Raw genomic sequence first — 9,468 nt, forward strand, 5'->3', positions numbered from 1 at the left:
GCGGGCTGGTGATCCGCGCGGGCCGGGGCGGTCGTTGCGGAATCTGATGACATCCGCCCACCCATTCTGAACACATCCGGCCACCCCTTTTTTGGTCTTTCTGGTATAGGGTCGCATAGCTTGCGCCGATTTGATTTCAGGCGACGCTGGCTCCCTGTGTTTGCCCTGCACGGACATGTCGGCGCGTAATGACCCACTGGCACCCGTGCGGCAGGGCACGGCCCATGGGCCGGAACCGGGCCTGCGGCAAGGATACCGGGGGATACCGGGGTCGCGCCGGGTTGCAACCGGGTGTGCGGGCCGCAAGGACCTACATCCCGAAGTCGAGCCCCATGGAGCGCGACGGGCCGCGCCCTCTGCGCAGGGACCGTTCACGCGCCCGCCGCGCGATGTCCCGCTCTACGGTCCTGGCATGTTCGGCCTCGACCTGCGTCCTGACAGGTGCATCGCGCTTGATGATCTCCGAGACCGAGGCCGCCGTTTGGCGCAAACGTTCCTCCAGCCCCGGAACCCTGTCGAGATGGGGGCCGTACCTCTCGCGGTCGTTCAACATGCGCCGGACGCTTTCGAGATTTTTCTGCGTGTCGCGTTGCCACCAATGGTAGGGATGCATCTCCGACACGAAGCGCTCCCCGCCCTCCTGCCGCTGCTGCAGCGCTTTGGTGAGGTCGCTGTCAAGGGCGTGCACCGCGAACTCCGCAGCACCCATGTCGTCACGCACCGCCCGTTCGTTGCGTGCCAGCGTGTTGCCGCCCGGCCCCGCGACCATCCGTTCGCCCAGCCCTTCGAAGACCCTGTCATAGCCCTCCACGAAATACCTGTGGCACCCCCGCGCATCCGCCGTGTCGTTGATCTGCTCCAATAGCCCGAGACGCCAGGCCTCGAGACCGCAACCGTCCAGCGCGGATGTGATGCGCTCCAGCATCTTCCCCAGCGTCTTGCGGTCCTGCGGTGCCAGCAGCGCATCTTCCATCAGGCGCGTTCCCTTCTCGATCACGTTCGGGGCAGCCCTTGCCCAGCGTCCGTAGCCGGTGAGAAGGCTTCGGTCGAGCGGCGTATCCGGGCGCCAGGTCGCGGCCCGCATGAGGACGGTCCGCCGCCTGGTGTCGAACGCGATCACCGCATCGAGGTCCTGCCGCACCCGGCGATACCGCGCCGCCAGTTCCGGCAGGGCCGCAAGGTCCGGGGGCAAGTCGTGCGCGAAGCCGGTGAGCCGTTCCATGAAGTGATCGAACCCTCCGAGCTGGAACGGATGACACCCCTGCCGCTTCGCCTCCGCTTCCCGCATCTTCCAGCTTCTGCGAAGGTCCTGCGCCCGCTCTTCCACGCTGCGCCTTTTGTTCAACGTGCTCAAAGCATGCTTCATCGGCGCAAGAAGCCCGGGTTCGAGCAGCGCCTTGCAGGACAAGCGGTCATCGGCGAGCAGGTCTTCCGCCTCGACCATGGCCGCGCAAACCGTCTCATCGGCGGGCTGCACCGAGCGTGCGCTGTCCGTCAGCACGCGCGCGACATGCACGAGCCTTTTCCATCGGTCCTGCACGCGCGCGCAATCCTCCACATGATCCAGCACGCGTTTCGGAAGCGCTCCGGGATGTTGCGCGGCAACCCGGCGCGTCCGGGCCAGCAATTCCTCCGTTTCCGGCAGAAACGCGATGTCTTGCCGCGTGGTCTTCGCCATGACCCGCTGCAATGTCCAGTCCCGTTCGATCCGGCCAATCCTGTCCTCCCGGCTCCGGACCTGCTGGCTGACCCGGGTTCCGCAGCGCTCCAGCCGGTCCCCAAGCCCGCGCAGCAGGGCGCGGCAGTCTCTGACGCCCGTGGTGAGCGCTTCGGGCAGGGGCCCCGCCCCGCGCAACCCGCCGGTTTGCTTCAGCAGCGCGTCCGCCCCCGGCTGCAGGGCGACGTGGCTGTCCTCGCGTGCCGCCCGCGCCCGCAGGGTCTGCCAGGCCTGCCCGATGGCGGCGCGCGCCCGGTCCCGGATATGGGCCGCGTGATCCGCCAAAATCCGCGCGATCTCTTTTGTTGCGATCTCCCCCGGCGCGCCTTCGATGGCTGCACGCCGACGCAGCCGATCCAGCAGCGCATCGGCACCGGCCATGAGGAACGGCGCAATCCCGACCCGGTCCGCCTCCACCTCAAGCGCGCGCCAGTCCTGCAGCGCCGGACGCAGGGGTTCCTTCTGCGACACCCAGCCGGAGCGCGGCATATCCAGCACCTGTCCGGTCGCCTCCAGCGCGGAATGCGACACGCCCGTGTCCTGTTCCAGCCGGTGCACAAGCTGTTCCGTGTCGTCGGTCAACAGGACGAACCCGTCACGGGCGCGGCTCATCTCCACGTAAAGCAGTGCCCGGTCCGTCATCATGCTGTCCGCGTCCAGCACCGCGATCACGTTGTCGGTCGTCCTGCCCTGCGCGCGATGCACCGTCGATGTCCAGGCGTGGTCAATATGCCGCAGCCGGTCATCCTTTGTCAGCGGCTCCAGCCGCCGCCCGTCGGCAAGCCGGATGCGCAGGCGCGCCCGTCCGATCTCCTCGATCCGCCCGCGGTCGCCATTCACCACCCCGAGGCTCCCGAGATTGCGCGTGAAGACGATCTCGTCCCCCGCGCGCAGCGAGATCGGGCGCGTCTCGAAGGCGGACAGGTTCTGCGCGGCGTTGCCCGAGGGCCGGAACCCGCCAGTAACCCCGCGCCGCTCCAGCGCGATCCGCTCCCCGTCGCTGCCCGTCACCCGCCAGGCTTCCCCCTCCCGGCACCCGTAAACGTCACGGTTGGCAACAACGATGTCGCCTGCGCGGTAGCTCATGGGATCGGCGGCAAGTACCCGTGTCAGGCGGCGGTCCACGAGCCGCTCGATCGCAAGCGTCCGGCCAGCGAGCAGCCCGTCTTCGGCAAGCCCCTTGCGGAGCGCGGCGGTGATCTCCTCGCGCTGCCCATGGGTCGGGGCGAGGATCATGGTTCTTCTGCGGGCCTCTGCAGGAAGCGCCAGCCAGAGCCGGGCCGCCGTCTCCGCCAGCCTGTCGGGGGGAATTTCCCGTACGTCGCTGCCCAGAGCCTGAACCGCAAGCTCCGCATCCCCCGCGATCATATGCGTGACAGCGGCCTTGAGGTCCGGCCTGCGTTGTCGCAGCATGTCGTCCATGCGCGCCGTTTCCATCCCCGCGTTCTGAAGCAGGCGGAACGGCTGCCCCGCCTCGACCGAGCGAAGCTGAAGCCTGTCGCCGACAAGGGCGAGGCGGGCCGCTCCGATCCGCTCCGCAACGTGCTGAAGCCCGCGCATCTGAACCGTGCCGATCATGGACGCCTCGTCCACCACGATCACGGCCCCCCGGAAGCGGTTGCGCGCCGCCTCAAGATCAGGGCCATCCCCGAGATGTTCGTACCGCGCCAGCATCCATTGCAGCGTGGTTGTGCCAATCCCGGCTTCGAGCGCAAGGATACGGGCCGCAGCCGAGGACGGGGCCAGCCCGATCACCGGGCGGTCCCCGGCCAGCCGGACGACCTCCCTCAGCATGCGGGTCTTGCCCGTGCCCGCAAACCCCTGAACCCCGACCAGACGGTCCTCGGACATCACAATCGTCCGCACCGCATCCCGCTGACCGGCTGTCAGCGACGTGGCCTCAAGCCGTGCCCTGAGGGTCTGGTCGTCGGCAAGTGATGCGGCGCGCCCCTGTCCCGCCCGCAGGGCGGCAATCACGTCCCGTTCCGCGCGCAGGGTCTGGCGCGTGGTCAGATCACCGGATTTTGTGTCCACAAGATGCCGGTCCCTGCGCAAGCGCTCGATGGCCTCCTCCAGGTCCCCGTGTGAGTGGCGTCCGGGGTCGCGCCCCAGCGCGGCGGCGAGCAGGTCGGTGCGCCGGAATACACAGTGCCGTTCCTCCAGGTGCGCCATGGCTTGCCAGACCGCTTCAAGCGGTGTCAGGACAGCCTCTTTGGCCACGCGCGCACGGGATGGCCGGTCCTCGACGAGGCCAAGCTGCGCTGCACGCGCGTGCCACAGGCGGACAAGTTCACCTTGTACCGGTTCCGCCTTCTTGCCGCGTGTCACCAGCGCTGCCGCCTGCGCGTTCGCGGTCGTGTAGATCCGGCCCGTGTCCGCCAGGTGCCGAAGGATATCCTGACGCCGGGTCGAGAAGGCCTCAAGCCACTCCCGCGACCAGCCGGATATCTCGAAGCTCGGTAACCCGCCCACGGTGGTCGGGGTCAGGTCGTAGCCAAGCGCACGCAAGCGCCGCGCCAGATCGTTGCGGTACCATGCGCCGAACACGCGCCGGTTGCGCTTCAGCAATGTCGGCTCGATGCTGCGCCATGCCCCATCCCTGTTGCGCGTCATGTTCGCGACCACCGCATGCGTGTGAAGTTGCGGGTCATTGTTGCGGCTTGCCATATGCCGGAATGTTGCCGCGATCATGCCGTCCGCAGCCTCCCGTGGCCGTCGCCCTGTTGCAGGGTCATAGCCCCGGGTCTGCAGGTGCTCGCGTTCGATCCAGTCCAGCGTGGCGCGCACCGCCGCATCATGGGCGTGCATCACCGCCCGCCTGCCGCGATACAGCGCCTCCAGCGAGACCGATTTCGGAGCCGAAAATGTCATGTCCCAGCCGGGACGATGCTGGCGTGTGCCATCAATGACCCGGCCCAGCGTGATCTGCGTGCCGGGAACCTGGCCGGACAGGATCGAGATGAACTTGCGCTTGCCAACGCGCGGCCCAAGCCCCAGGACCTGCGCACCCGCACCGTGCCAGCGGTTTGCCGAGCGGTGCGCACTGTCATTGCGGGCGAGATACTCGTGCAGGAAATAACCGAACGTCTGTTCGGCGCTCACAAGCGGGCGCGGACCCGAAAGCATCAGATCACCTCCGGCACGCGCAGAGCGGCAGCGGGCCATACGGCGGCAAACAGGCACCGCGCCCTCCGGCGCGGCCAGGTCGTTTGTGCTTCAGCTTCAAACCGGTCCGGGATGCTATGGCGCGCAATCCGGTGACATCCGCCCACCGATTCTGAACACATCCGCCCACCCCTTCTTTGGCTGCTGAGAGACAATCTGCACATTCTGGCGTTCATCGGTCGAAAAACAGGGCATGCCCCATGGTGAACATACATGGCCGGCACACCACAGGCCACATCTGTGCAATTTGCGGGTCCCCCTGAAATGAACCCGGTTCGCTCCGAAAAACCTGTGGCCGGGCACGGCGACGTCTTCATCCCGGCGTGGAATCCAATGCATATCTGACCTAAACGCTCCGGAAAATAGCCGCCGCTCACTCCCAAAGCCGCATCGACGATACCCCCGCCATGGAAGGTTCAAAAGTCAAACTGACAGTCCATGTGTGGACCCATGTGCAGGCCTCGACCCGCGCAGGCTACACTGCAGCTTCAGCGCCAGGCGCGACGGATGGCCTGACTCACCCCCGCGTATGCGGACAACAGTTAAAGCTTACCATTCCGACATATCCGCAGCAGATTCTGATACCGACAAGACGTTCGCAGTTTCGTCTTTGCTTACAGCACATCCTGGAACGTTTGAGGTTGTCTTACTGGTTCCAGTATCTGCCGTATCGTACCGAGTGTAGCCGCCGATGGTCGCTCTCTTCTCTCCCCTGCATCGGGTGTTCCCCGATGCTCCCCGGTGAGCGCACCATCGGCTACCTCGCCTGCCATCATACAGTCGTCACCTCCGGGTCGAAGTTGACAGTCGAGTTGGTCAGAACAGTTGAGACATCTGTATCTTGTGTATAATCCCCCTCCAGGGTGATGCTGCCGTTATTGTCGGGCCGGGTGATGACAAGGTCTCCGTCACCGTTGACCTCTACAGCCGCGATCAGTGCCTCCAGGTCTGCCGCATCGTCACCAGCCCCCCATTCCTCTTCATCGAAGACCAGAATATCATTCCCGTCCCCCACGAAATCGGTGATGGTATCATCCCCTTCCGCGTCTCCCTGGAACAGGTAGCGGTTCGTACCAGCCCCACCGGTCAGAGTGTCATCGCCGGCACCGCCAATCAGAATGTCATTGCCGGGACCACCCGTCAGAGTGTCACCGCCAGCATCGCCTATCAGAGTGTCATCGCCGGCACCACCAATCAGAGCGTCACCCCCGGCACCACCCGAAAGTATGTCATCGCCGGCCAAGCCCGTCAGAGCGTCATCGCCGGCCAAGCCCGAAAGCCTGTCATTGCCGGCACCGCCGACCAGGAAGTCATCACCGTCAGTGCCCGTTTCAAACTTATCGCCGTTGGCCAGCGTAACCAGCGCATCCAGTTCGGACACCTCGTCCGCACCCTCACGCTCCGCACCGGCAACCCGCACATTCACCCTGTCCAGGTTGGCAGCCGTCACGCCCGTCACGCCCGCCGTGGTGTAGGTCGCCACATCCGGCGCTGGATTGGCCTGGTCCTCGGCATAGGCCGCGATGGTCCCCAGCGCTGCCACTTCCGGGCGGACTGCCACCGCGTTCGTCGCCGTACTGATGACCTCTTCCTCCTTGCCACCCTCATCCTGGTAACGGACGGCAACCCGGACGGTCCGGCCCGCATCTGCGTCTGTCAGCGTATAGCTGGCGCTGTTGGTGCCGATATCCTCATACCCGCCTGCACCGTCACTGCGCTGCCACTGGTAGCGGAAGCCGGACGCCTCACCCGGTAGCCCGTCCGCATCGCTGATACCGGTCCGGTCGGCGCTCAGGACCGCGCCCGCCGTCAACGCGCCGCTCGCTGGGCCGCTGATCACGGGCACGCCCTCCGGCGCGTCATTGACATTACTGACCGGGGCTGTGGGGGCCGAGGTCACCTGTTCGTCATTGCCGTCATCATCGCTATAGATGGCCACAAGCCGGAGGGTATGACCCACATCCGCCTGACCAGGGGTATAGCTTGCACTCTCGGCCCCGCCGATATCCTCATAATCACCTGTCCCGTCACTGCGCTGCCACTGGTAGCTGACAAAGGGTGTGGTCGATGTGCCGTCGCCGTCCGTGACCGTTGCGGTGAGCGGGCTGCCCTGCGCCGCCGTGCCCGCAAGGGCCACCGTGCCGTTCCCGGCAACCCCGGTGACGACGTCCGCCGACACAATGCGCACATTGGCGGCCGTCAACGCGTCCGGGCTGTCAAGACCGCTCACCGTCAGCGTGCCCGCTGCCAAGGTCTCGACCGCCGGCAGATCAATCCTCAAACCGCCATTCTCCGGCAGCACCGTGGCCGCGGCCTTCACCGCAGCAAGGTCCGCAAACAGCCCCTCCCGGAACTCCAGCACATCCTGCACAGGGTCAAAGTCCGTGACGCGGTTGGTGCCATTGCCTCGACCAATCCGGAAGATATCCCGTCCGTCGCCGCCGGTGAGCTGGTCATCACCCGGGCCGGGGACCAGCACATCATTGCCGGTACCGCCCGAGAGCGTATCATTGCCGCCAACGTCATGAAGCAGGTCATGGCCGCCGCGGCCCTCAAGCGTATCATCGCCCAGAATGCCGCCGTCCAGATAGTTGGCGCCGCTGTCGCCCCTGAGCGTGTCATTGCCCAGAGTGCCGTTGACGTTCTCGATCCCGCTGAGCCGGTCACCGTCCGCATCGCCGCCCGTGCCCGTGCCAGCCGCAAGGTCCACACTGACACCTGTCGCCCCGCCATAGACAGCCGTGTCATTGCCCGCGCCGCCATTTAGCCGGTCACCTCCAGCATCGCCGAGCAGCTGGTCATCGCCCGCCAAGCCATTGAGCGTATCATTGCCCGCGCCGCCTCTGAGTATGTCGTTGTTCGCTGTACCCGTGACGGTCTGGCCGCCAGATGTACTGCCAGAACTGCCATCAGGTGCCGCTGCAGCCGCAACATCGCCGTTGGCCAGCGTAACCAGCGCATCCAGTTCGGACACCGTGTCCGCCCCGTCGCGATCTGCGGCTGCGACCCGCGCATTCACTGCCGCGAGATTGGCAGCCGTCACACCGGTCACACCTGCCGTGGTGTAGGTCGCCGCCGTCGGCGCATCATTGCTCGCGTCATCATCGGCGTAATCCGCGATGGTCCCCAGCGCTGTCAGCCCGGGCGAATACTCGATGTTCACTGCAGTCACATCAGTGACACCGGCAAGGCTGATCTGTGTGCCCGGAATCGTGAGCCGCAGAGTGCCGTCCACCACCTGCGGGTTCAGCGCCGTGCCCTCCGCCACATCAAGATAAAGCCGGTCCTCGCCCGTGTTGAAATCCGTGATGGTGACACTGTCCTCATCAGGTCCGACCCTGAACTGGTCCGCACCAGCACCACCCGTCAGTGTGTCATTGCCGGCACCGCCAGCGAGCACGTCATCGCCGGCACCGCCATTGAACACGTTGGTGTTTCCGTCGCCGGTCAGCCTGTCGTCCGCCGCAGAGCCGATCAGGTTTTCAATACCGGATACGACGTCACCCTCGGCATGGCCGCCGGACGGCGTGCTGAAGGGCAATTGTGAAAGATCCACAGTCACACCCCCAGCGGCCCCGGTGGCGTCCACAGACCCGGAATAGTCCGCCGTATCGGTGCCAGCGCCGCCGTTCAGTACATCCCGACCGGCCCCGCCGACCAACATGTCATCGCCCGCACCGCCCAAAAGAGCGTCATTGCCGTCACCGCCCGACAGAACATCATTACCGGCACCGCCGCCAAGAACGTCATCGCCGGCCAAGCCCGAAAGCGTGTCTTTACCCGTGCTGCCGGTGATAGCATCACTGTAAGGTGTTCCATCCACTTTTGCGGCGGTCTCCAGGGTGCGGGTGACCGTGTTGTCCAGGGCCTCCTGGATTGCAGCATACACCGATTGAGAGGCCGCTTGAGCCTGCACAATCGCCGCATTCGCCGCCGCCACTGCCGCATTCGCCGCCTCAAGATTGGTCGGCGTTACGCCATTGATCCCCGCCGCCTCGTAAGTCTCAACCGTCGGGGCGGGTTGCGTCTGGCTACCAGCATACGCCGTAATTATGGACACCGCTGTTTCAGCCCCACCTGTGAGGACCGCCTGACCGACCAATGCGCTCAGTTCCGCATGGCTGTCCACTTGCTCCCGGGTCGCTGCTGCCACCGCCCCGTTCACCGCAGCAAGATTGACGGCGTTGACCCCGAACACATCCACGGTCGTGTAATCCTGCGCCGTCGGTGCAGGATTGTTCGCGTCATCTTCCGCATAGGCCTCGATCTTCGCCTGTGCCAGCGTTGCAAGCGTGGCATTCACGAGGCTCTGGACCTCAACCCGCGTATCCGCACCCGCGCGATCTGCGCCTGCAACCCGCGCATTCACCGCCGCGAGATTGACATCCGTCACACCCGTCACACCTGCCGTGGTGTAGGTCGCCACATCCGGCGCAGGATTGCCCTGATCATCCTCGGCGTAATCCGCGATAGCGCCCAGTGCTGTTGCCGCAGCCGCTGCTGCATCCAATGCCGCCGCTGCCGCCGCAACATCCTCGTTGGCCAGCGTAACCAGCGCATCCAGTTCGGACACTTCGTCGGCCCCG

General features: G+C 65.7%; 1 protein-coding gene and 1 pseudogene. Both read right to left on the bottom strand.

Features of this window, described 5'->3' with window-relative positions:
• Positions 1-310: 310 nt before the first annotated feature.
• Positions 311-4,843, bottom strand: coding sequence for a MobF family relaxase (gene mobF / locus ACOERD_RS24825; protein ID WP_419740829.1), 4,533 nt, complete (start codon positions 4,841-4,843; stop codon positions 311-313).
• An 811-nt stretch (positions 4,844-5,654) separates the two neighbouring features.
• A pseudogene (locus ACOERD_RS24830) lies at positions 5,655-9,468 on the bottom strand (hypothetical protein); the annotation flags it as partial.

The organism is Ruegeria sp. (assembly GCF_965199275.1).
Taxonomy (GTDB): Bacteria; Pseudomonadota; Alphaproteobacteria; order Rhodobacterales; family Rhodobacteraceae; genus Ruegeria.

Excerpts from the sequence above, each read along its gene's own strand:
- mobF (WP_419740829.1), bottom strand. The coding sequence starts at position 4,843 with ATGCTTTCGGGTCCGCGCCCGCTTGTGAGCGCCGAACAGACGTTCGGT.